Origin of the sequence: Alcaligenes sp. SORT26 (genome assembly GCF_017377875.1) — a bacterium.
Taxonomy (GTDB): Bacteria; Pseudomonadota; Gammaproteobacteria; order Burkholderiales; family Burkholderiaceae_B; genus Alcaligenes; species Alcaligenes parafaecalis.
In genome coordinates this window covers 3,823,499-3,845,740 of the sequence record NZ_CP070975.1, presented here as the reverse complement: position 1 = coordinate 3,845,740, position 22,242 = coordinate 3,823,499, and the positions used below count along the sequence as shown (strand labels likewise).

Annotated in this window: 18 protein-coding genes and 1 other RNA gene; 2 read left to right on the top strand and 17 right to left on the bottom strand. The window is 57.2% G+C overall.

Going from position 1 to position 22,242, the window contains the following annotated elements:
* Window positions 1-45: 45 nt before the first annotated feature.
* Complete coding sequence (locus JYG33_RS17545) at window positions 46-978, bottom strand: M23 family metallopeptidase (RefSeq protein ID WP_207873417.1); 933 nt, start codon at window positions 976-978, stop codon at window positions 46-48.
* Between the two features lie 18 nt (window positions 979-996).
* Between JYG33_RS17545 and JYG33_RS17540 the strand changes: the two genes are divergently transcribed.
* A complete protein-coding gene (locus JYG33_RS17540; protein ID WP_243430219.1) occupies window positions 997-1,479 on the top strand; it encodes a DciA family protein in 483 nt (160 codons plus the stop codon).
* A gap of 33 nt (window positions 1,480-1,512) precedes the next feature.
* On the opposite strand, the gene lpxC is transcribed toward JYG33_RS17540, so the two are convergent.
* From lpxC to rnpB, 16 genes are all read right to left on the bottom strand, one after another.
* Window positions 1,513-2,436 (bottom strand): UDP-3-O-acyl-N-acetylglucosamine deacetylase, encoded by a 924-nt coding sequence (gene lpxC / locus JYG33_RS17535; protein WP_207873415.1) that lies wholly within the window; start codon window positions 2,434-2,436, stop codon window positions 1,513-1,515.
* A gap of 210 nt (window positions 2,437-2,646) precedes the next feature.
* Window positions 2,647-3,813 (bottom strand): cell division protein FtsZ, encoded by a 1,167-nt coding sequence (gene ftsZ, locus JYG33_RS17530; protein WP_207873414.1) that lies wholly within the window; start codon window positions 3,811-3,813, stop codon window positions 2,647-2,649.
* A 171-nt stretch (window positions 3,814-3,984) separates the two neighbouring features.
* On the bottom strand, window positions 3,985-5,211 hold the full coding sequence (ftsA, locus tag JYG33_RS17525) for a cell division protein FtsA (RefSeq protein WP_189391907.1): 1,227 nt from the start codon (window positions 5,209-5,211) through the stop codon (window positions 3,985-3,987).
* Between the two features lie 7 nt (window positions 5,212-5,218).
* Entirely contained in the window at window positions 5,219-6,010 is a 792-nt protein-coding gene (locus JYG33_RS17520; protein ID WP_207873413.1) for a cell division protein FtsQ/DivIB, read from the bottom strand.
* Between the two features lie 17 nt (window positions 6,011-6,027).
* Window positions 6,028-6,978 carry a D-alanine--D-alanine ligase gene (locus tag JYG33_RS17515; protein WP_207873412.1) on the bottom strand — a complete coding sequence of 317 codons (951 nt, stop codon included), beginning with the start codon at window positions 6,976-6,978 and terminating at the stop codon, window positions 6,028-6,030.
* Window positions 6,975-8,381: a UDP-N-acetylmuramate--L-alanine ligase gene (gene murC / locus JYG33_RS17510; protein WP_207873411.1), complete on the bottom strand. Its 1,407-nt coding sequence runs from the start codon at window positions 8,379-8,381 to the stop codon at window positions 6,975-6,977. Before murC ends, JYG33_RS17515 begins: the two co-directional genes overlap by 4 nt.
* Window positions 8,378-9,451, bottom strand: coding sequence for an undecaprenyldiphospho-muramoylpentapeptide beta-N-acetylglucosaminyltransferase (gene murG / locus JYG33_RS17505; protein ID WP_207873410.1), 1,074 nt, complete (start codon window positions 9,449-9,451; stop codon window positions 8,378-8,380). The genes murC and murG overlap by 4 nt, the downstream gene beginning before the upstream one ends.
* Complete coding sequence (ftsW, locus tag JYG33_RS17500) at window positions 9,448-10,641, bottom strand: putative lipid II flippase FtsW (RefSeq protein ID WP_207873409.1); 1,194 nt, start codon at window positions 10,639-10,641, stop codon at window positions 9,448-9,450. Before ftsW ends, murG begins: the two co-directional genes overlap by 4 nt.
* Window positions 10,638-12,167 carry a UDP-N-acetylmuramoyl-L-alanine--D-glutamate ligase gene (murD, locus tag JYG33_RS17495; protein ID WP_207873408.1) on the bottom strand — a complete coding sequence of 510 codons (1,530 nt, stop codon included), beginning with the start codon at window positions 12,165-12,167 and terminating at the stop codon, window positions 10,638-10,640. The genes ftsW and murD overlap by 4 nt, the downstream gene beginning before the upstream one ends.
* Entirely contained in the window at window positions 12,164-13,336 is a 1,173-nt protein-coding gene (mraY, locus tag JYG33_RS17490; protein WP_207873407.1) for a phospho-N-acetylmuramoyl-pentapeptide-transferase, read from the bottom strand. The genes murD and mraY overlap by 4 nt, the downstream gene beginning before the upstream one ends.
* Entirely contained in the window at window positions 13,326-16,106 is a 2,781-nt protein-coding gene (murF, locus tag JYG33_RS17485; RefSeq protein WP_207873406.1) for a bifunctional UDP-N-acetylmuramoyl-L-alanyl-D-glutamate--2,6-diaminopimelate ligase MurE/UDP-N-acetylmuramoyl-tripeptide--D-alanyl-D-alanine ligase MurF, read from the bottom strand. The genes mraY and murF overlap by 11 nt, the downstream gene beginning before the upstream one ends.
* Entirely contained in the window at window positions 16,103-17,842 is a 1,740-nt protein-coding gene (locus JYG33_RS17480; protein ID WP_207873405.1) for a penicillin-binding protein 2, read from the bottom strand. Before JYG33_RS17480 ends, murF begins: the two co-directional genes overlap by 4 nt.
* A complete protein-coding gene (gene ftsL, locus JYG33_RS17475) occupies window positions 17,839-18,141 on the bottom strand; it encodes a cell division protein FtsL (RefSeq protein WP_207873404.1) in 303 nt (100 codons plus the stop codon). Before ftsL ends, JYG33_RS17480 begins: the two co-directional genes overlap by 4 nt.
* Window positions 18,138-19,208 (bottom strand): 16S rRNA (cytosine(1402)-N(4))-methyltransferase RsmH, encoded by a 1,071-nt coding sequence (rsmH, locus tag JYG33_RS17470; RefSeq protein ID WP_207873403.1) that lies wholly within the window; start codon window positions 19,206-19,208, stop codon window positions 18,138-18,140. Before rsmH ends, ftsL begins: the two co-directional genes overlap by 4 nt.
* Window positions 19,209-19,215: 7 nt before the next feature.
* Window positions 19,216-19,644, bottom strand: a complete 429-nt coding sequence (gene mraZ, locus JYG33_RS17465) for a division/cell wall cluster transcriptional repressor MraZ (RefSeq protein ID WP_207873402.1) — start codon at window positions 19,642-19,644, stop codon at window positions 19,216-19,218.
* Window positions 19,645-19,933: 289 nt separating this feature from the next.
* Window positions 19,934-20,340, bottom strand: an RNA gene (rnpB, locus tag JYG33_RS17460) — RNase P RNA component class A.
* Window positions 20,341-20,405: 65 nt separating this feature from the next.
* On the opposite strand from rnpB, the gene JYG33_RS17455 reads away from it, so the two are divergent.
* Window positions 20,406-22,229, top strand: a complete 1,824-nt coding sequence (locus JYG33_RS17455) for an ATP-binding cassette domain-containing protein (RefSeq protein ID WP_207873401.1) — start codon at window positions 20,406-20,408, stop codon at window positions 22,227-22,229.
* Window positions 22,230-22,242 lie beyond the last annotated feature (13 nt).

Here is a 22,242-nt window from a genome sequence, read left to right as displayed (position 1 = left end):
TGCGCAAGCAAACAATCAGTTTAACGCACATGCTGCGAGACGGAACTACTTGTCCGAATCCAATTGCGCGATCTGCTGTTCTACGTACTCACGCGCAGGCAGAAAAAGCTTGGGGTCCAGGGCCTGTCCCGCCATGCGCACCTCAAAATGCAGGTGCGAGCCGGTAGACTGTCCCGTAGACCCGACTCGGGCGATCAACTGCCCTTTCTCTACTACGTCGCCTAATTTAACAACGATTGAGGACGCATGGGCATATCGGGTGCTCATGCCATTGCCATGATTGATTTCCACCAGCTTGCCGTAACCCGTCATGTAACGGGCTTCAGACACTACGCCGCCGGAAGCCGCATAAATCGGCGTTCCCTTGGGAGCCGGGAAGTCCAGACCTTCGTGCAAGGCATGGCGACCCGAAATCGGGTGGCGACGCCAGCCGAAGGAGGAAGCAACCTCGTCATAATCGACGGGACGGTAATTGGGCAGACGCGCTTCGTTGCCGGAGCGCTCGGTCAGCACGGTGTCCAGCATCTGGAACCAGTCCTGCTGCTCGGACATCTGTTTGGCCAGATTATCCAACTGCTCACCCAGGCGATCCGCGTTCCAGACCAGATCAGCGCCGTCCATGCTGTCCATGACTTCCAGATCCTGGACTGGCATGGCACCAGCCAGCTCCGGATCGGTGTATTCGATTCCGGCTGCTTTGGCCACGCGCTTGGTAACGCCGTCCATCTCAATCAGTTTGGCCTGCAAACCGCCCACTTTTTCAGCCAGACGGGTCACGTTATCCTGCATGGCGGCGGCCTGGCTTTGAGCCATACCCGCATCCAGCAAGACGCCACCGCGATCACCCCAGTGCGACTGCACCAAAGCGCCTGCGCCAGCGGAAACGCCCAGCGATACCAGAGCCACCAGGGCGATCACCGTACGGCGCACCCCTTTGGCTTTAGCATCTAAGGACGTATAGTCTTTATGTTGATCCACTCTCGTATAACCTCGAACATGACCTGGAAGCCCCCTTTTACCTCAGCCGCGAAAAAACGCAGTAGCGGGCAAAGCCACGCTTTGGGTTGGCTGGCCAACGACCAGCAAGGTTCCCAGGTACTGGAAATGGCCCGGCAGCTAATGGCGGCACAGACCCATGTCAATAAAGCCTTGCCACCTGCTTTGGGCAAGGCTTGTAAAGTTGCTCGTATAGACAGACAGCAATTGACGCTGGCAGTTCCCAGCGCGGCGCATGCGGCCAAGCTGCGTCAGCTTTTGCCTACTGTGACGCGACATATGAATGCCGCTGGCTGGAACATTAGCGAGGCGCTGGTCCACGTGCAAGCCCATTTGTTTGCAAGCGTGACAGAAAAGCCCGCACGCCAGGTACAAGTCCTGGACGAGCGGGCCTTGGAATCATTTGAAAAGCTGCATGACTCATTGCCGCAAGGTCCCTTGGCTGAAGCCATCGAACGCTTGTTGCGTCATCATCGCGGCTAAACAAAACACCAAGATCGGGACCCTAAGCGCGTATCAAGCGAATTTCCACTCGCTGGAAAAAGCATGGGGCGCACTGGCGGCGGACTCGAAAGTCACCAGTTCCCAACTATCCTGGGCGGCGAGCAAGGCGCGCGCCAACTGGTTGTTCAAACCATGCCCGGATTTGCACGCCACATAGCGCGCAATCAGGGGCTTGCCAATCAGGTACAAGTCGCCAATCGCATCCAGAATCTTGTGCTTGACGAACTCGTCCTCGTAACGCAGACCGTCGCTATTCAGGACGCGGTACTCGTCCATGACGATGGCATTGTCCAAACTGCCGCCACGGGCCAGACCAGCCGCACGCAAAGCTTCCACTTCACTGGCGAACCCGAAGGTACGCGCACGCGAAATAGTCTTCACATACGAGTCATGCGCAAAATCCACCTCGGCAAAATTGGCGGTTGCATCAATAGCCGGGTGGTGAAAATCAATAGAAAACTGAAGGGCAAAGCCTTCATAGGGCTCCAGACGAGCCCACTTAATGTCCTGACCCTCGCCTTCGGAGACTTCAATGGGTTTGAGGACACGCAAAAATTTCTTGGCAGCTTCCTGCTCTTGCAAGCCTGCCGAACGCAACAAATACACAAACGTGCCTGCGCTGCCATCCATGATGGGCACTTCTTCAGCCGTCAGGTCCACATGCAGGTTATCAATGCCCAGGCCAGCAATGGCGGACATCAGATGCTCTACAGTTGAAACCCGGACATTGTCCTTGATCAGCACCGACGCCATACGCGTGCCACCGACCTTATCGGCTTGCGCAGGCAAATCCACGATTTCCGGCAAGTCAATACGGTGAAACACAATACCCGTGTCAGGCGCAGCGGGACGCAGTGTCAGCTCGACACGACGACCGGAGTGCAGGCCGACCCCTTTGGTACTGATGACATTTTTGATGGTGCGCTGACGAAGCATGGCTGTTCTTGTATTTGTAAAGTATTGTTCGCAAAGACTATTGTAACCGTAATGCGGGTTATCCACTATACGCTTTTTATAGACCTGCGCGATTGTCAAACGTCAAACACCCCGACATAACAAAGCACTTACACCCCCTGAACGCGGACGCTCAGGGGGAGTCGTGGGAGAAATCAAATTGGCGACTCGGGTAATCGCCGAACTTGATTTTTAATCAGCCTGCTTGCGCAAGAACGCCGGAATATCGAAGTGATCCATACCGGCTGTCTCCAAAGCACGCACCTGGGCCGAGGCTTGGCTACGTGGGTTACGGATGACCGCTGGCACGTCGGCGTTGGCGTAATCCACACCGATGACAGGCATGTTGTCCGTACCTGTACGTAACACTTCTTCGTTGTTTTGTACCAACTGTGGACGCGCTTGCTTGCGACCCAGACCGGTAGCCACAACGGTAACACGCAGGCTGTCGCCCATGGATTCGTCGTAAGCCGTACCGAAAATAACCGTGGCGTCTTCAGCAGCGTAACCACGGATGGTGTCCATGATTTCGCGGGTTTCGCGCATTTTCAGGGATGCCGAAGAAGTGATGTTCACCAGCATACCGCGGGCACCGTGCAGGTCCACACCTTCCAGCAATGGGCAGGCAATGGCACGCTCGGCCGCTTCACGAGCACGGTTCGAGCCAGAAGCCACAGCCGTACCCATCATGGCTTGGCCTTGCTCGCCCATGATGGTTTTCACGTCTTCAAAGTCGACGTTCACGTTACCTTCAACATTGATGATCTCGGCAATACCGGCGCAGGCATTGTGCAAGACATCGTCAGCCGCCTTGAAGCAGTCGGACTGAGTTGCGTCCTCGTCCATCAAGTCGTACAGGTTTTCGTTCAATACAACGATCAGGGAGTGAACGTGCTTGCTCAGCTCCTCGATCCCTTCTTCGGCCATGCGCAAACGGCGGTTGCCTTCAAAAGAGAAAGGTTTGGTGACAACACCCACGGTCAAGATGCCCAGTTCCTTGGCTACTTCAGCCACGACGGGGCTGGCGCCTGTACCGGTGCCACCGCCCATACCGGCCGTGATAAACACCATATTGGCACCGTTCAAGGCAGCGCGGATTTCTTCGCGAGCAGTTTCTGCTGCTGCACGACCTTGGTCAGGCTTGGCACCGGCACCCAGGCCGCTGCGACCCAGACGGATCTGAATCGGTGCGTCGCTGCTGGCCAGGGCCTGCGAATCGGTATTGGCGCAAATGAAATCAACACCCTGAACACCCGAGTGAATCATATGCGTCACAGCATTGCCGCCTGCGCCACCCACGCCCACGACCTTAATGACCGTGCCGCTACCGCTGGTATCTAACATTTCAAAGTTCATCATGATTGACTCCCACTCAAACACTTAATTAGTCAAGTTTCTACGTACTTCCCCGATACAACTGAAATTTGGAATCAGCTCAAAACATCTGCCAACCTGGGGGCTCGCAACCGGTTTGAACTGCCTCCTGGACCGCCCTTGCGGACTGCCCGACCTGAGCGTCTTGCAACGCCCTTAATTCATGAACCATTCCTTCATGCGCGCCATCAAACCTTTGACGCTGCCTTTTTGCTGGGCCACTTTGCGGCCACGAGCGCTTTGCAGACGTGCTTCGGTCAACAGGCCCATAACAGTCGAAAAACGTGGGTTGCGCATGACATCAGCCAGGCTGCCTTCGTAGCTAGGCACGGCAATACGCACGGGTTTCAGAAAGACGTCCTCGGCCAACTCCACGATGCCCGGCAACATGGCCGTACCACCGGTCAGCACGATGCCCGAGGACAGCAAGTCTTCGTAGCCCGATTCGCGCAGACTTTGCTGCACAAAGGTAAACAGCTCTTCCACACGCGGCTCGATCACTGCACCCAAAGCCTGGCGCTTGACCTGGCGGTTGGGACGATCACCCAGACCGGGCACTTCGATCATTTCTTCCGGATGGGCCAGCGACTGCTTGGCCACCCCAAAACGCAGCTTGATTTCTTCCGCATCCGGCGTCGGCGTGCGCAGCATGGCAGCGATATCGCTGGTGATCTGGTCGCCCGCGATAGGAATCACGTCGGTATGACGGATCGCGCCACCGGTGTAGATGGCGATGTCGGTTGTACCGCCACCAATGTCTACCAGCACCACACCCAATTCTTTTTCGTCGGCGGTCAGGCAGGACAAGCTGGAAGCCAGAGGCTGCAAAATCAGGTCCTGCACTTCCAGACCGCAACGACGCACGCACTTGACGATGTTCTGCGCTGCACTGACGGCACCGGTCACAATGTGAACCCGCACTTCCAGACGCAAACCGCTCATGCCGATAGGCTCGCGGATGTCTTCTTGCGAATCCACAATGAATTCCTGCGTCAGCACGTGCAGCACTTGCTGGTCCGTCGGGATATTCACGGCCTTGGCCGTTTCAATCACCCGCGCCACATCAGTTGCCGTCACTTCCTTGTCTTTCACCGCCACCATGCCGCTGGAGTTGAAGCTGGTGATGTGGCTGCCTGCAATTCCGGTGTAAACCTCACGGATCTTGCAATCGGCCATCAGCTCCGCCTCTTCCAGAGCGCGCTGGATGGAATTGACCGTCGTCTCGATATTGACGACTACCCCTTTGCGCATGCCCTGGGATTCATGCTGGCCCAGACCAAGCACTTCAAACCGGCCTTCCGGCAGCACTTCGGCCACCACCGCAACCACTTTGCTGGTGCCGATGTCCAATGCAACGATCAGGTCTTTGATGTCACGAGTCATATGTTCTTTACTTCACAGGGGTAGATGAAACCGGAGCCAGCGTTATCGCAAAGCCATTCGGGTAACGTAAATCGGCACTTTGCAAAGCACGGTCGCCAAGCCGCTGCATCATGGCAGGCCATGCCTGCACAAATCGTTCAATCCGCACCGCAAAGGGCAAAGCCCCTTTACGGCCGTGCGGGTCTGCAATGTCAGCCGCCGGGTCACGGCCCAGGCTCAACTGCATCCCGTTCGACAAAACCACATCCCAGGCGTAGCGCGGGCTCAAGGTCACTTCACTGACCTGCACCTCCAGGGGACCAAACCAGCGTGCCAGCTCGGCATACCGTTGCACCACCAGACGCTCCGAATTGGGAGGGCCGCTTAACTGGGGCAAATCCACTTCATCAGGAACCACGGCTTTATTGGCCGAAAATGACTCACCCCAGGTGTTGATCATTTCGTCTTCGTTCCAGTAAGCCAGCGGTTGCTGCTCTTCAATGCGTACCGACAGGCTGTTGGGCCAAACGCGTCGGATTTGTGCGCGTCGTACCCAGGGAGCCGTTTCAATCAAGGCGCGCGACTTGTCCAGATCCACCGTGAAGAAGTTGCCTTCCAGACGGCCTGCAATCGTGGCCTTCACCCCTTCCGGAGTCACATAAGCAAGAGGCTCACCCTGCGAAGATTCGATCTGGATGCGCTCAATATTGAAATAGGGACGACGCACTGCCCAAACCACAACACCGATCACCAATGCCGATACCGCTAGCAAAGCCAGCGTATTGGCGATCAGGTTGGTCAGACGGGCATCGGAAAACATGAACCAGGCTCCACGTTCTATAGGCTGCGAGCAATGGCCTGCACTTTGCAGCGGGCCGTTGCCAAAATATTCACGCACAACTGGGCGTAGCTTGTGCCTTCCGCTTTGGCTGCCATCGGCACCAAAGAATGGCTGGTCATGCCCGGAGAGGTGTTCATCTCCAGCAACCAGGGGCGATTTTGTTCATCCAGCATGAAGTCGGCGCGACCCCAGCCCTCACAACCCAGAGCGTTAAATGCACGCACGGACAAGTCCTGGATGTGGGCGGTCAGCTCGGGCGACAAATCGGCTGGACAGAAGTATTGGGTCTCGTTCGAGTAGTACTTGTGCTCGAAGTCGTAATTGCCCTGTGGCGCAACAATGTCGATCACCGGCAAGGCACGCGCCTGGGCACCCACACCAATAACGGGCACGGTCAATTCGCGACCACGAATGAATTGCTCGGCCAGCACGACCGTGTCGTAGTGCATGGCGGTTTCAAAGGCGGCAACGGCTTCTTCGGCGCGATCCACACGAACCACACCCACAGTCGAACCTTCGTGGGGCGGCTTCATGATCAGGGGTACACCCAGCCGTTCCACCGCGGCGGCAACCTGGCTGACATGATCCAGTTGCGCAAAGCCAGGCGTTGGCAGGCCCAGGTGCTGCCAGACGTGCTTGGTCATGATCTTGTCCATGGCCAGGCCGGAGGCCATCACACCGCTGCCGGTGTAGGGGATGCCCATCCATTCCAGCGCACCCTGCAAGGTGCCGTCTTCGCCGTAACGACCATGCAAAGCAATAAACACGCGGTCAAAACCGGCCTGAGCCAGTTCGGTCAGTCCCTTCTCGCCCATATCGAACAAATGCGCGTCCACACCCATGCTGCACAGGGCTTCATGCACGCCTGCGCCAGACATCAAGGACACTTCACGTTCGGCGGACTTGCCACCGTACAACACGCCGACTCGACCAAAATCCGCTGTCATGCCATTTCTCCCAATTGAGCAGGGATCCGGCTGATGGACCCTGCACCCATTACCAACACCACATCGCCATCACGGACAAAGTCCAGGACGGCTTGTGCCATATCGCTGATTTCGGCCACAAAAATGGGTTCGACCTTGCCGAGCACACGCACTGCGCGACTCAAGGCACGGCCATCGGCGGCCACAAGAGGAGCCTCGCCAGCGGGGTAAACCTCTCCAAGGAGGACCGCATCGGCCTGGCTAAGTACCTGCACGAAATCTTCAAAGCAATCACGGGTGCGTGTGTAGCGGTGTGGCTGGAACGCCAACACGATGCGACGCTCAGGCCAAGCACCACGTGCGGCCGCCAAGGTAGCAGCCATTTCGACAGGATGGTGACCGTAATCGTCAACAACGGTAAACGTGCCGCCACCATGCTCCTGGGAAACCGGGAAGTCACCCACCATGGAGAAGCGGCGACCAACACCGGTGAACTCGCTCAGGCCGCGGGCAATCACCTCGTTACTGACACCCAGCTCCGTGGCAACAGCAATAGCGGCCAAGGCATTGAGTACATTGTGTTTTCCGGGCAGATTCAGGCACACGGACAGCAGAGGAAGGTCACCTGTTGCCCCTTTGCGCTGCACATCAAAACACATGGTGGTGCCACGGCTTTCGATGTTGATGGCACGGACTTGCGCATCGGTATCAATGCCGTAAGTCGTGACAGGACGCGATACAAAAGGAATGATTTCGCGCACATTCGCATCGTCGTTACACACGATGGCGCTGCCATAAAACGGCAGGCGATGAGTGAAGTCGATAAAGGCGCTTTTCAGTCGGGCAACGTCATGACCATAGGTGTCCATATGGTCTACGTCGATGTTGGTGATGATGGCCATCACCGGCAACAGATTCAGGAAGGACGCATCAGACTCGTCCGCTTCCACGACGATGTAATCGCCCTGCCCCAGACGGGCATTGGCACCGGCCGAATTCAGTCGACCACCGATCACAAAGGTCGGGTCCAGATCGGCCGCGCCCAACAGGCTGGCTACCAAGCTGGTGGTAGTGGTCTTGCCATGCGTACCGGCCACAGCGATACCGCGCTTCAGGCGCATCAGCTCGGCCAGCATCAGAGCACGAGGCACCACTGGAATGCGGGCTGCACGAGCGGCCAAGACTTCAGGGTTATCGCCCGCAATAGCGGTCGAGGTGACAATCGCGCCCATTCCGGCCACGTTTTCAGCGTGATGACCGATAACAATGCGGGCACCCAATTGTTCCAGACGACGGGTCACCGCCGTTTCCTGAATATCGGAGCCACTGATGGCAAAGCCCAGGTTCAGCATGACTTCGGCAATGCCGCTCATGCCCGAGCCGCCTATCCCTACAAAATGAATACGTTGAATGCGGTGTTTCATCCCACCCTCCTTGCCGCCTGCTGACATGCTTCGGCAATCTGCTGCGTGGCATTCAACTGTGCATGTTCTTGCGCGTGGCTGGCCACACGACTTAATTCTTCACGGTCCAGGTCTTGCAACCACTGCGCAAGCCACTGAGCCGTCAACTCCGATTGTTTCTTGAGCCACGCGCCCGAGCATTCGCTCAGGTAGCGGGCATTCGCTGTCTGGTGATCGTCTATGGCATGTGGCAGGGGCACAAACAGGGCCGCTACGCCAATCGCTGCAACTTCGGCTACCGTCATGGCACCGGCGCGGCAAATCAGCACATCAGCCTCTTTCATGGCCTGTGCCATATCGCCAATAAAGGCCTTGCAGTCAGCCTGTACCTGATTGTCTGCATAGCTTTGCTGCAAACTTTCCAGATGCTGCTGACCAGACTGGTGCGTCACATGCGGACGCTGTTCAGCAGGGATCAGCGCCATGGCTTCAGGCACCACTTTATTCAGTGCGGCCGCACCCAAGCTGCCACCCACCACCAGAATGCGCAGTGGCCCAGTGCGTTTGGCATAGCGTTCCGCAGCAGAACCTTGGCCTACGAAAGCATCGCGCACAGGATTGCCAACCGTCACAGCACCGGGCAAGGCACCGGGGAAACCAGTCAGCACGCTGGTCGCCATTTTGGCCAAGTAGCGGTTGGCTGTTCCGGCCACCGCATTTTGTTCGTGCACGACCAAAGGACGGCGCGACACAAAAGACATCAGGCCACCGGGGAAAGCCACATAGCCGCCCATCCCCAGAACCACATCCGGCTTGGCTTCTTGCAAGCAGCGATGCGCCTGCCAGCAGGCACTGATCAAGGTAAAGGGTAAGGAGAGCAAGGCCTTCACGCCTTTGCCTCGTAATCCGGAAAATCGCAGAGGCAGCATTTTAATCCCATGCTGAGGGACCAAGCTACCTTCCATGCGCTCGGGATGACCTAACCACAACACGTTCCAGCCGCGCTGTTGCATGGCTTCGGCCACGGCCAGCCCGGGCATGATGTGCCCGCCTGTACCGCCAGCCATGATCAGGATGGTTGGAGTGCTCATGTGCGTTTACCTCGCATCATTTGCCGGTTCTCGAAATCAACCCGCAGTAACAAGGCAAACGCCACCAGATTCATCACAATGCCCGAACCACCGTAACTGACCAAGGGCAAGGTCAGACCTTTGGTAGGCAAGAGACCCAGCACCACACCGATATTGATAAAGGCCTGCACACCAAACCACAGCGCCACGCCTTGAGCCACGATGCCGCTGAACAAGCGATCCATCGCGCTGGCCTGACGACCAATATTGAAGCTGCGCCACACCACAAAGCCGAAAGTCAGGATCAGGGCAGATACGCCTACAAAACCCAGCTCCTCGCCAATCACCGCCACAATAAAGTCGGTATGGGCTTCAGGCAGGTAGTGCAGTTTTTCTACGCTGGAACCCAGGCCCACGCCAAACCACTCGCCACGACCCAGAGCAATCAGTGAGTGTGAGAGCTGATACGCACTGCCATAAGCGTTGTCAGGGTTCCAGGGGTCCAGATAAACGAACAAACGCTCCCGACGCCAAGGCGAGAGCCAGATCAGCAAAAGAAAGCTGCTGACCATAATGCCCAGCAAAGCAGAGAACAACTTGCCGTTGATCCCGCCAATAAACAGAATGCCGACAGCAATCGCCACGATCACCATGAAGGCGCCCAGGTCAGGCTCCATCAAAAGCAAGACACCGACCAGGCCCAAAGCCACGGCCATCGGCAAAAAGCCGCGTATAAACGTATGCAGATGCTGTTGCTTGCGCACGGTGTAGTCGGCCGCATACAGCACCATGGCCAGCTTCATCAGCTCCGAAGGCTGGAAGTTGATGATGCCCAAAGGCAGCCAGCGACGGGCGCCGTTCACTTCCCGGCCTATACCGGGGACCAGCACGACAAGCAGCAAGAAAATAGCCAGCACAAACAAAGGCACGGCCAGTTTCTGCCACACGCGCAAGGGCACGGTTGCGGTAAACATGGCCATGACCACACCCACCACGATGAACAGGGCGTGGCGAATCACAAAGTAATAGCGACCGTAGCTTTCATAGCGCGGTCCGTCTGCCAAAGCGATCGAGGCCGAATACACCATCAGCAGACCAAACAAGGTCAGCATCAGCGTGGCGGCCAACAAGGGGCGATCAAACGCTGGCAATGCCGTACGTCCAGGACGCACAGCATTGACACCCGAGGTCAGCTCAGCAAACAGACTCATGCCAGCTCTCCTCTATCCAGGGCCATTTCAGTCACCGCAGCCACAAAGCACATGCCGCGGTGGTGATAGCTTTTGAACATATCCATGCTGGCGCAGGCCGGGGACAGCAAGACCACATCGCCCGAACGCGCCTGCTCGGCAGCGGCTTGCACAGCGGCTTCCAGACCGTCGCAAAAACGGTGGCGGACATCGTGTGCTTCCAGGACGGCAGCAATCTGCTGGGCGTCCTGACCAATCAGAAAAACTTCGGCCACGTTCTGGGCAGCGGCAGCCGCCAAAGGCTCAAAATCCTGGCCCTTGCCCAACCCACCGGCAATCAGCCACACGCGCTGGTCAAAGCCACGCAAGGCCGCTACTGTCGCGCCCACATTGGTGCCTTTGCTATCGTCCAGATACTGAACGCCATCCAGCACACGAATCAACTCGACACGATGCGGTTCGCCCTGGTAGGTACGCAGACCATTCAACAGCTCGGCCCAACCCAGACCCAGGCAACGAGCCAGCATCAGGGCTGCCTGTGCATTCAAGGCGTTGTGACGACCTTTGATCTGCAAGGCTTCAACCGGCATCAGGCGTTTCAAACCACCTGCAGCACGTACTGCAGGTGCAGCGGGCACATTACGTTTTTTCAGACCAGTGGCAGGCATTTCAAAATCAGTAGGCTCGTTCGCTACCAGCCACTGCATGCCACCATCCGTCAGCAAGCCCATATCGCCCAGTAAAGCGGGCTTGTCCAGACCAAAGCTGCGCACCGACTCCTGGCTGGCATCGGGAACCATCGCCATCACCGCAGGATCATCGCGATTGACCAGAGCCACATCGCACATGCCGTACATACGTTGCTTGGACTCGACATAGGCGTCCATGCCGCCGTGCCAGTCCAGATGATCCTGAGAAATATTCAGTACAACACCAGCGTCAGCCTGCAAGGTAAAGGTGCTGTCCAATTGGAAGCTGGACAGCTCCAGCACCCAGACCTGGGGCAAGGCATTGCTTTCGAGCGCATCGCACAAAGCGGTCAGCGCAGCAGGACTGATATTGCCTACAGCCAAGGCGGACACACCGGCTTGCTCCAGCAAGTGGCGAGTCAGGGCTGTAACCGTAGTCTTGCCATTGGTGCCTGTAATAGCGAGCACACGGCTTTCCCGGCCTTGATTAGCCAAATCCTTCAAGGCACGGGCAAAGAGTTCGATCTCGCCGATGACTTCAATACTGCGTTCGCGAGCCAAGGCCAAAAAGGCACTAAGTTCGGGATCCAGGGGTGACAGGCCGGGGCTGATCACCAGGGTGTGCACATCAAGCAGACTGTCCGCTTGCAAAGCGTTCTGGCCCAGTCGTACGTCCAAAGGGGTGCTGCTCAAGGCCTGAATCTTGTCCAGACCCTGCACGCTCTCGCGCGTATCGGCCAAACGAATGCTGGCCCCCTGGGCCAAAGACCAGCGAGCCGCAGCAAAGCCTGTCTCGCCTAACCCTAGGATAAGCATAAGACCGTCTTTACGGATCGAAGGAAAACTCAAGGCATTCATCGCAGTTTCAATGTAGACAAGCCAACCATGACCAGCATCATGGTGATGATCCAGAAGCGAACCACCACCTGTGTTTCTTTCCAGCCGCTGACTTCAAAGTGATGGTGCAGCGGCGCCATGCGAAATATTCGTCTTCCCTGGCCGTAGCGTTTCTTGGTGTATTTGAACCAGGTCACCTGCAACATCACCGACAAGGTTTCCACTACAAACACGCCGCCCATAATGAACAACACAATTTCCTGGCGAACGATCACGGCGATTGTGCCCAGTGCGCCGCCCAGAGCCAAAGCACCCACATCACCCATGAACACTTGGGCGGGGTAAGCGTTGAACCACAAGAAGGCCAGACCCGCACCGGCAATGGCAGCACAGATCACCATCAGCTCGCCCGCGCCGGGGATATAAGGGAACAAGAGGTATTTGGAGTAGTCGACGCGGCCAACCACATAGGCAAAAATGCCCAGGGCAGCACCTACCAGCACGGTAGGCATGATGGCCAGACCGTCCAGACCGTCTGTCAGATTGACAGCGTTACTGGAACCCACAATGACCGCCCAGGTCAGGACTACAAAGCCCAACACGCCCAGCGGGTAGCTGACGGACTTGAAGAAAGGCACGATCAGGTCAGCCTGGGTAGGCAGGGGCATGGTGAAGCCGCTCAAGACCCATTCTTTGAACAAAGGCCACAGTTCGGTATTGGCAGGCACCGACACGGCAAAGCTCAGATAAACCGCGGCAACCATACCGATCAAGGCTTGCCAGAAGAATTTCTGACGCGAGGACATGCCTTCGGGATCACGATTGACGACTTTCTTGTAATCGTCTGCCCAACCAATCCAGCCAAAACCGAAAGTCACCAGCAGAACGACCCACACAAAGCGGTTAGTCCAGTCTGCCCACAACAAGGTGCTGATACCGATGGAGATCAGGATCAGCACACCGCCCATGGTGGGCGTACCATTTTTCTGCAAATGCGATTCTGGGCCGTAAGCGCGTACAGCCTGACCAATCTTCAGTTCGGTCAACTTGCGAATAACCCAGGGACCTGCCAACAAGCCAATCGCCAGCGCGGTGGCGCTGGCCAAAATAGCACGCAGGGTGATGTACTCAAACACCCCAAAGGCGCGAATATGATCGTCCGATAACCAGCGCGCCAGTTCAAGAAGCATGAGTGGCCCCTTCGTTATGGGAGAAGTGGTTTTCCAGGGCAGCGACAACGCGTTCCATACGGGCGCTGCGCGAACCTTTGATCAGCACATGGGACGGCTCCAGAGCCAGCAGGTAGGAAACCATGTCTTCCAGGGTCTCGAACTGATGCGCACGCGCACCAAAAGCCTGAGCAGCATGGCTGGCATCACCACCCAAGGTCAGCAATTCATCCATGCCACGCTCTTTGGCGTAAGCACCGACTTCGGCGTGCAATTCGGAGCTGTTGTCACCGATCTCGGCCATATTGCCCAGCACCAGAACCTTGCGGCCCTTCAGCTGTGCCAGCACATCAATGGCGGCACGGACCGAATCCGGGTTGGCGTTGTAGGTATCGTCAATCAGTTGGTAACCGGAAGACAATTGTTTGGGCTGCATACGGCCCGTCACAGGGCGGAAACTTTCCAGACCTTGCACAATGGTGCTCAAGGGAGCACCCGCAGCATGGGCACAAGCAGCAGCGGCCAGGGCATTGCGCAGGTTATGAATACCAGGGCTGCTCAAGGTCAGCGCGGCAGACTGTCCGGCCACGTGCAAGACAAAGCGAGTCTGTGCGGGCTCAACAAACATATCAGCCGCAAACACCGTTTCCTGACCACTCAGACCAAAACGCAGTACGGAACGCTGGCCTGCCTGTTCGGCCCACATGGCGCTGAACGCATCATCATCAGGAATGACCAGTGCGCCGTCCTGAGGCAAGGCATCAATCACCGCGCCGTTTTCACGCGCCACGGCTTCCACGCTGTGCATGAATTCCTGATGTTCGCGTTGGGCGTTATTGATCAGGGCAATGGTGGGGCGAGCCATGGCCGCCAGCACCGCAATTTCACCGGGGTGATTCATGCCCATTTCCAGCACGGCCGCTTTGTGCTCGGAGCTCAAGCGCAGGATGGACAGCGGTACGCCCAGATCGTTATTCAGATTACCGCGTGTTGCCAGGCTTTCTGCTTCGCCCAACCAGGCGCGCAAGATAGCGGCAATCATTTCTTTGGTTGTGGTCTTGCCATTGCTGCCAGTCACACCAATGACGGGGATGTCAAAGCGCGAGCGCCATTCAGTGGCCAAGGTCATCAATGCGCGACGGGTATCGCCCAGCACAATTTGCGGCAGGTCCACTTGAGGATCACGCTGCGCAACAATCGCGGCATGCGCGCCCTGCTCTTTCGCTTTTTCCAGGTAGCGATGGCCGTCAAACTGCTCGCCGCTCAAGGCCAGGAACAAATCACCTTTTGTCAGGCTGCGGGAATCAGTGCTCAAACGCACGCCACGCAACCACAACAAGGCGGCTTTCGCCCAGTCCGAATCATCAAACACAGAGCGCTCGCCCTGCACTTCCTGATAAGTTTCGTGACCTTTACCGGCCAGCAACACAATATCTTCAGGGTTTGCGGCCCAGACAGAAGACAGAATGGCGCGAGCGCGATCCATTTGCACGGCTGGCGCTTCGGGCATGCCAGCCACAATTTGACGAATGATATCGGCAGGATCTTCAAAACGGGGGTTGTCCGTCGTGACCAACACACTGTCGGCCAGACGGGCTGCCACTTCGCCCATGACGGGACGCTTGGCGGTATCGCGGTTGCCACCGCAACCGAATACACAAATCAGTTTGCCGCCACGCACCGTAGCGACTTCACGCAAGGCCTGCAAAGCACGCTCCAGCGCATCAGCGGTGTGTGCGTAGTCCACAACCACCAAAGGCAGAGGCTGCTGACGACCAGCGGTGCTGTTGGGGGTGACGATTTGCAGGCGGCCAGGCACGGATTCCAGCTTGTCCATAATGCGGGCAATCTTGGAAACGGGCCAACCTACTTCTTGCAGAACACCGGCCACCAACAAGAGATTGGCCACGTTATGCTCACCCAGCAGGTGAGTCAGAATTTGAGCCGTACCGTGCGCAGTGACCAGGTTGAACACCTGACCGTCAGCACCCGTATGTACGTCCTGAGCCAGCAAGTCCACCTCGGGCTGACTCATGGAATAGGAGATCACGCGTGCGGCCAAACCGGCCTGCATCAACTCGCGGCCAGTGGCATCGTCAGCATTGAGCACGACGCTACGCAAACCAGGCCAGCTAAACAGGCGCAGCTTGGCCTGTTTGTATTGTTCCATGCTGTGGTGGTAGTCCAGATGGTCATGCGTCAGGTTGGTGAAGCCCGCAATATCAATGCGGACGCCGTCCAGACGACCTTGCTCCAGACCAATCGAAGAGGCTTCCAGCGCCACCGCGTTACCGCCTTGGGCACGAATCGCGGCCAGACTGCGGTGTACGGTCAGCACGTCAGGCGTCGTCAAAACACCGCCCAGATTGGAGCCGTCGGGCAAGGTGACGCCCAGGGTTCCAATGGTGCCGCAAGGCACTTGGGAGTGATTCAATGCCGAAGCCACCCACTGCACAGTCGACGTTTTGCCATTGGTGCCGGTGACGGCCACAACGGTCATTTCCTCGGAAGGACGACCCCACCACTGATGGGCAACTTCACCCAGCAAGGCACTCAGGTTAGCGACCTGCAAAACGGGCACACCAGGATCAACCGCCTGATCGCCCTGCTCGCGCACAATCGCAACTGCACCTTGCTGCACCGCCTGAACTTCGTACTCACGACCATCACCCTGATGGCCGCGGCAGGCAAAAAACGCGTCACCCGCCTTGATCTGGCGGGAATCCAAACACAGATTAGCCGTGGGCGCGACATGCTGCGCCAGCCACTCCAATATTGCTGCGGCGTTCATCGTACTCTCTCCGCACCGGGGCCAACGGCCACCAGCGAATCTATGGGCGCATCAGGCTGGACGCCTAGGCGTCGCAAGCTCCGGGCCACAATTTCTGAAAAAATCGGCGCGGCAATACGCCCACCGTAATAATTGGAGCTATGTGGTTCGTCAATCGTGACGGCCACCACAATGCGAGGATCGGAGACGGGGGCAAAGCCGACAAAAGAGCCGCGATACAGGGATTTGCTGTAACGGCCATCCACAATCTTGCGGGCCGTACCGCTCTTGCCCGCGACGCGATAACCTTGCACCTGAGCCAGACGGGCACCGGCAGGACCGGCAGCCGCTTCCAGCATGGCACGCACTTCTGCGGCCACTTTGGGGGTGTAAACCTGAACGCTGGCAGGCTTGCCTTCGCGCTTGAGCAAGGTCATGGAGACCATATCGCCATTACGCGCAAACGCCGTATAGGCGTGAGCAATTTGCAGCAGGGAAACCGACAGACCGTAGCCATAGGACATGGTGGCGCGCTCGATAGGACGCCACCGCTCCCAGGGACGCAGTCGCCCACTGGCAATACCGGGGAAGTCCGCCTGGGGGGAACGCCCAAAACCCAGCTCGGTAAATTTGTTCCACATTTCCTGCGAGGTCAGACGCTCGGAAATCATGGTCATGCCAATATTGCTGGAGCGACGCAAAATACCGGCGGCATCCAGAAAACCGTTATTACGGCTCACGTCGGTGATCACACTACCTTGGTAGCGATACTGGCCATTACCCGTATTGAACTGAGTCGCGGTGGTAATGCGGTTGATATCCAGCGCCAAACCGACCGTAAAAGGCTTCATGATAGAGCCGGGTTCAAAGGTGTCGGTCAAGGCACGGTTACGCAGGGCCGGGCCCTTGCGGTCGTCCCTGTCGTTGGGGTTGTAGGTAGGCAAGTTGACCAGAGCCAGAATCTCCCCGGTTTTTACGTCCATCACCACAGCCGCAGCGGCATTGGCCTTGACGTCTTCCATGCCTTTCTTCAAGGCGGTATAGGCGTCAAACTGCAAGCCTGCGTCAATGGACAAGTGCAAGTCCTGGCCGTGGGTGGGCGGAACAATAGCGCGTACATCTTCCACTACACGGCCCAGGCGGTCGCGAATGACGCGACGCGATCCGGGTGTACCAGACAGGGCCGAGTTAAAAGCCAGCTCGATCCCCTCGATCCCCTGGTCTTCAATATTAGTAAAACCCACAATGTGCGCCATCACATCCCCTTCGGGATAGAAACGGCGCATTTCTTCTTGCTGGTGAATACCGGGAATTTTCAGTTCAGCGATCTGCGCGGCGACATCCACATCCACCTGGCGCTTGATGTAGACGAAGTTGCGGTCCTCGACGGACAGGCGGCGATCAATATCAGCCGCACCCATGCCCAGGAGCTTGGCCAGTTGGCTAATTTGCTCGGGCTTGGCATTACGGGCGTCATCAGGAATAGCCCAGATAGCCTTGACGGGCACGCTGGAAGCCAGCACCACAGAACCACTGCGATCAAAAACCTTGCCACGCATGGGCGGCAGCACCTGGGTGCGCTCATAACGGCGCTCGCCCTGCTGCTGCAAGAATTCGGTAGACAGGCCTTGCAGATACAAAGCCTTGACGATCAAGGCGCCAAAGCCCAGGAACAAAAGCACCAGGACCAAACGCGAACGCCAGAATGGAATCTGGACGCTTAAAACAGGATTATCGTGATAGCCGAATCGTCTCATGGCCGCCCTCCGGGCTGAGCCTGGTTCGAGCTCAACTCACCGCCTTGCACATAAAGAGTGCGATCTGGAGAGCTGAGCACCAGGCCCAATTCGTTGCGGCCAATATCGTCCACCCGGGCATTACGAGCCAGTTCGGCCCGTTCCAGTTGCAGACGACGCCAGTCCGTATCCAGTTCACCGGCTTTGGTGACCAGACGATCGGTTTGCACAAACAGCTCGCGCGCCTGATAGCGCGCCGTCACCAAAGAGATGGCCGAAAGCATCAACACCAAAGAGAGGGTGATGACCAGGCGCATCATCGGCGGCCTCGCTTGCCAGCAGGCTGGCGGCTATAGGCGGCCTGTTGCAGCAGACGCTCGCTGGCGCTGCGCATCCAGTCCTGAGGGATGGGGGTTTCGGTGCGTTGCACCACACGTAATACCGCCGAGCGGGCTCGGGGGTTGTCGCTGGACTCCTCGTCAGTAGGCAAGATTCTGCCCAAAGACTGCACCAGAGGCTGGGGCAAGTCTTTTTCAAGAATAGGTAGACGTGACTGTTCCTGCGCGGGACGCGCAGCCGCGTTCATGAACTGTTTGACCATACGGTCCTCCAGCGAATGAAATGCAATCACCGCAAGCCTGCCCTGAGTCGCCAAACGACTCAGAATTGACGGAAGCGCGTGCGCGAGCTCTTCGAGCTCACGATTGAGGTAAATCCGTATAGCCTGGAAGGTCCTGGTTGCCGGATGTTGACCCTTTTCGCGCGTGCGGACGACACCGGCGACGAGCTCGGCGAGATCACGCGTTGTATGTAGCGGGCGGGATTGGCGGCGATCAACAATCGCCTTTGCAATCTGGAAAGCAAACCGTTCTTCGCCATATTCTGCAATGACCTCCTTTAAAACATCTACGCTGACCTCGGCCAGCCACTGTTCAGCGGTCAAGCCACCGCTGGTATCCATGCGCATGTCCAGAGGACCTTCGCGCATAAAAGAGAAACCTCGTTCTGCGTCGTCGATTTGTGGCGAGGAAATGCCCAAATCCATCATGACGCCTTGCAATGGCCCGACATCCAGCTCGTCCAGAGCCTGGGCCAGATCACCAAAGCCACTGTGTACAACCGTGACGCGGCTATCTTGTGCAGCCAGTTCCTGAGCCACGGCAATGGCCTGCGGGTCCTTGTCGATCACAATCAGGCGCCCCTGGGGGCTCAAGTGCGACAAGAGCAAGCGGCTGTGGCCGCCACGACCGAAGGTGCAATCGACGTACACGCCGTCGGCCAAACCCTTGATTTCAGGATTTTGAGCCCAACGCCGGGCCTCAAAGGACGGATCCACGAGGGCCGCCACCGTAGGCTCCAGCAGCACGGATCGATGTACCAGCGTCATGACTTACTCAGAAAGAAAAAGTGTCGAATACGTCTGTGGAGCTTTCTGCCAGATCCTGGGCCTGACGGCGTTCCAGTTCCTGCGCATTCCACAACTCAAAATGGGTGGCCATACCCAGCAGCATGGCGTCGCGCTCCAGGCCAACTGCGGCGCGCAGTTCGGGAGCGATCAATATCCGACCAGCGGAGTCCAGATCAACGTCCTGAGCACTGCCCAGCAGGAGGCGTTGCAAGAAACGGGCACTCATGGGAAAGCGGGCAATTTGTTCGCGCTTTTCTTCCCACACACTGCGCGGATACACCAGCAAACAGCCGTCGGGATGGCGAGTGAGGGTCAAGCGGCCTTGTTCCTGCTGCAAAAGCGCGTCACGGTGCCGAGTCGGAATGGACATCCGACCCTTAGCATCCAGTGTGAGTGCGCTGCTGCCTTGGAACACTTTTTTCCCCCACTTTTTTACACTATTTCCTACTTTTCCCCACTCTACGGGGGAAAGCCTTTGCGGTCAAGGCAGTGGTTGCAATTTTTTCAATCACAACAAGCACTTAGCGCACTATCCTAGAAGTGACTAAAAAAAAATACCGTGTGAAATCAAGAAATTGCAGGGCGCATTAAAAGTGAATTGTTATAAAAACGCGCACAAGCGACTCTTGCCAAGGATTCAACATCCTTAACAATTGCTTTCAAATGTACGAAATCGGTGCAATTGGTGGCGAATGCCAGGAGAAGTGTGAGACAGGCCTATAGGCCGGATTCTGTATGCCAGCGGGAACCCGCTGACCGGCAATCATTCCTCTGGACCGACCATTACTGGCCGGTTCTAGCTACCTACCCGCATACTAAGACGAGCCGCCTATCGGCTAAAAAGCCTGCGTATGCCTATTTGGTATTGCTCCGGGTAGAGGTTACCGCGTTTCACCCCACAGCACTTTGCACCGAAGTGCAAGAAAACACGGAAGTGGCCGTATCTGTGCCTGCTTGCGCAAGCCCTTGCTGTGGTCTCGTCTCTGTGGCCCTAGTCCTCGGCTTATCTGACGTGATGCCAGCCTTGCCGGACGGCTGTTAGCCGCTACCCTGCTCTATGGAGTCCGGACCTTCCTCGATACTTGCGTACCGCGACTGCCCAGCCTGCCTCACAGATGCATTGTAACCTGCGACAATAGAGAAATTCGCAGGACGCGCTGTTTTATCTGGAGTCTTATGTCCAATAATCTGATTTCCCTGACCGATGTCCAATTGGCATTCGGCCACCATCCCTTGCTGGACCATGCCGATCTGGTCATACAAAGAAACGAACGCATCGGTCTGATCGGGCGCAATGGTGCTGGTAAATCATCACTTTTGAAAATTTTGGATCAACGCCAGGCTCCCGACGACGGCCAGGTCAAACGACTGGGCGGGCTGAAAATTGCCACCGTCGAGCAAGAACCCGAGCTGGATCCCGAAGTCAGCATTTACGATTTTCTGTGTGGCGATTTCACTGAAACCGAAGATTGGCAGCGCCCTGCCCGCGTCAATGCCTTGATGGACAAGCTGGGGCTGGACCCCGACGCTCTGACCGGCAGCCTGTCTGGCGGCCAGCGCAAACGCGTGGCCCTGGCCAATGCGCTGGTGGAAGAACCCGATCTGCTCTTGCTGGACGAGCCCACCAACCACCTGGACTTTGATGGCATTCTTTGGCTGGAACAACTGCTGCTGGATTTTCGCGGCAGTGCCGTCATCATTACCCACGACCGCCGATTTCTGGATGTAGTGACCACCCGCATCATCGAACTGGATCGCGGGAAACTCTTCAGCTTTCCCGGCAACTTCAGCCAATGGCAGGAACGCAAAGCCGAGTTCCTGGAGGCTGAAAAGCAACAAAACGCCAAGTTTGATAAATTTCTGGCCCAGGAAGAAGTCTGGATTCGCAAAGGCGTACAGGCGCGTCGCACTCGCGACGAGGGCCGCGTGCGCCGCCTGGAGCAATTGCGCCGTGACCGTGCCGAGCGTCGTGAGCGTTCGGGCGACGTCAAATTCGCCATTTCCGAAGGCCAGCGCTCCGGCAAGCTGGTCGCCGAATTGCAGGATGTCAGCCACGGCTACGATGGCCGCGTACTGATCAAGGATTTCTCGACCGTGCTGATGCGTGGCGACCGTATTGGCCTGATTGGGCACAACGGCGCAGGCAAAACCACCTTGCTGCGCATCATGCTGGGCTTGCAAGAGCCCAATTCCGGCGTTGTGCGCCACGGCACCAAACTCAATATTGGCTACTTTGACCAGATGCGCAGCCGTCTGGATGAAAACGCCACGCTGGCCGACACCATCAGCCCCGGTAGCGAATGGGTAGAAATCGGCAATCAGCGCAAGCACATCATGAGCTACCTGGAAGACTTCCTGTTTCCAGCCGCCCGCGCCCACTCTCCCGTACGCAGCCTGTCCGGTGGCGAGCGAGCCCGACTGGCGCTGGCACGCATGTTTGCTCAACCCACTAATGTATTAGTACTGGACGAGCCGACCAACGACCTGGACATTGAAACCCTGGAACTGCTGGAAGACCTGATTCAGGACTACACCGGCACCGTACTGCTGGTCAGCCACGACCGAACCTTCCTGGACAATGTGGTCACTCAGGTCATTGCCGCTGAAGGCCAAGGCCTTTGGGGCGAATATGTGGGTGGCTACGACGAATGGCTGGCGCAACGCCCCCAGGCCAACGCAGCGACACAGGCATCAGCCAGCAATGCAGCACCCACTCCTGCCGCCGCCACCAAACCGGCAGCCGAGCGCGGTGGCAAAGCAGCCAAGGTAAGCCGTCTGGCATCATGGGAAGAAAAGGAACTGGACGCGCTGCCCGAGAAAATTGCAGCCATAGAAAGTCAGCAGGCCGAATTGGCAGAACAACTGAGCGCACCGGATCTGTACAAAGACGGTTCCACTCGAGCTGACGAGATCAACCAACAACTGGATCAGCTCAACAGTGACCTGGAGCAGTTATTTGAGCGTTGGGAAAAGTTGGAAGAAAAACGCTTGGCCAGCTAAAGAAAGACAAAGG

What these genes read in the sequence shown, in the direction of transcription:
- ftsA (WP_189391907.1), bottom strand. Translation starts at nt 5,211, where the DNA reads ATGACTCGTGACATCAAAGACCTGATCGTTGCATTGGACATCGGCACC.
- murD (WP_207873408.1), bottom strand. Translation starts at nt 12,167, where the DNA reads ATGAATGCCTTGAGTTTTCCTTCGATCCGTAAAGACGGTCTTATGCTT.
- JYG33_RS17515 (WP_207873412.1), bottom strand. Translation starts at nt 6,978, where the DNA reads ATGACAGCGGATTTTGGTCGAGTCGGCGTGTTGTACGGTGGCAAGTCC.
- JYG33_RS17540 (WP_243430219.1), top strand. Translation starts at nt 997, where the DNA reads ATGACCTGGAAGCCCCCTTTTACCTCAGCCGCGAAAAAACGCAGTAGC.
- ftsL (WP_207873404.1), bottom strand. Translation starts at nt 18,141, where the DNA reads ATGATGCGCCTGGTCATCACCCTCTCTTTGGTGTTGATGCTTTCGGCC.
- rsmH (WP_207873403.1), bottom strand. Translation starts at nt 19,208, where the DNA reads ATGACGCTGGTACATCGATCCGTGCTGCTGGAGCCTACGGTGGCGGCC.
- murF (WP_207873406.1), bottom strand. Translation starts at nt 16,106, where the DNA reads ATGAACGCCGCAGCAATATTGGAGTGGCTGGCGCAGCATGTCGCGCCC.
- JYG33_RS17455 (WP_207873401.1), top strand. Translation starts at nt 20,406, where the DNA reads ATGTCCAATAATCTGATTTCCCTGACCGATGTCCAATTGGCATTCGGC.
- lpxC (WP_207873415.1), bottom strand. Translation starts at nt 2,436, where the DNA reads ATGCTTCGTCAGCGCACCATCAAAAATGTCATCAGTACCAAAGGGGTC.
- ftsW (WP_207873409.1), bottom strand. Translation starts at nt 10,641, where the DNA reads ATGAGTCTGTTTGCTGAGCTGACCTCGGGTGTCAATGCTGTGCGTCCT.
- murC (WP_207873411.1), bottom strand. Translation starts at nt 8,381, where the DNA reads ATGAAACACCGCATTCAACGTATTCATTTTGTAGGGATAGGCGGCTCG.
- JYG33_RS17520 (WP_207873413.1), bottom strand. Translation starts at nt 6,010, where the DNA reads ATGTTTTCCGATGCCCGTCTGACCAACCTGATCGCCAATACGCTGGCT.
- mraY (WP_207873407.1), bottom strand. Translation starts at nt 13,336, where the DNA reads ATGCTTCTTGAACTGGCGCGCTGGTTATCGGACGATCATATTCGCGCC.
- JYG33_RS17480 (WP_207873405.1), bottom strand. Translation starts at nt 17,842, where the DNA reads ATGAGACGATTCGGCTATCACGATAATCCTGTTTTAAGCGTCCAGATT.
- ftsZ (WP_207873414.1), bottom strand. Translation starts at nt 3,813, where the DNA reads ATGATGAACTTTGAAATGTTAGATACCAGCGGTAGCGGCACGGTCATT.
- murG (WP_207873410.1), bottom strand. Translation starts at nt 9,451, where the DNA reads ATGAGCACTCCAACCATCCTGATCATGGCTGGCGGTACAGGCGGGCAC.